We start from the raw sequence: 260 nt of genomic DNA on the forward strand, positions 1-260 counted from the left end.
GTCTCCATATAAGAAATCATATCATTGACGGAGAGTTTTCAATGGTACCCAGAACTCCGGGATTTACTTTTGGGGACTCTTCTTTTACCAATATTAAACAAAACTGGCTGCAGGTTGCAGGAAGTTTAAATGCCATCTATAACATCAGCAAAAACTTTGGGGTACTAGCCAACTTCTTATATACTGAAGAAAACAGACGGCTAGAAAGCTACTCACAAGCATTTGATCCCAATACCCAAAAGATAAAAAGTCCACTGGGT

1 protein-coding gene is annotated in these 260 nt (G+C 38.8%); it reads left to right on the forward strand.

Going from position 1 to position 260, the window contains the following annotated elements:
- Positions 1–41: 41 nt before the first annotated feature.
- Positions 42–260, forward strand: a 219-nt coding sequence (locus SB764_RS41850; RefSeq protein ID WP_410867015.1) for a hypothetical protein, incomplete at its 3' end; no start/stop codon positions are given.

Origin of the sequence: Paraburkholderia sp. SIMBA_027 (assembly GCF_046535315.1) — a bacterium.
GTDB classification, from domain to species: Bacteria; Pseudomonadota; Gammaproteobacteria; order Burkholderiales; family Burkholderiaceae; genus Paraburkholderia; species Paraburkholderia tropica.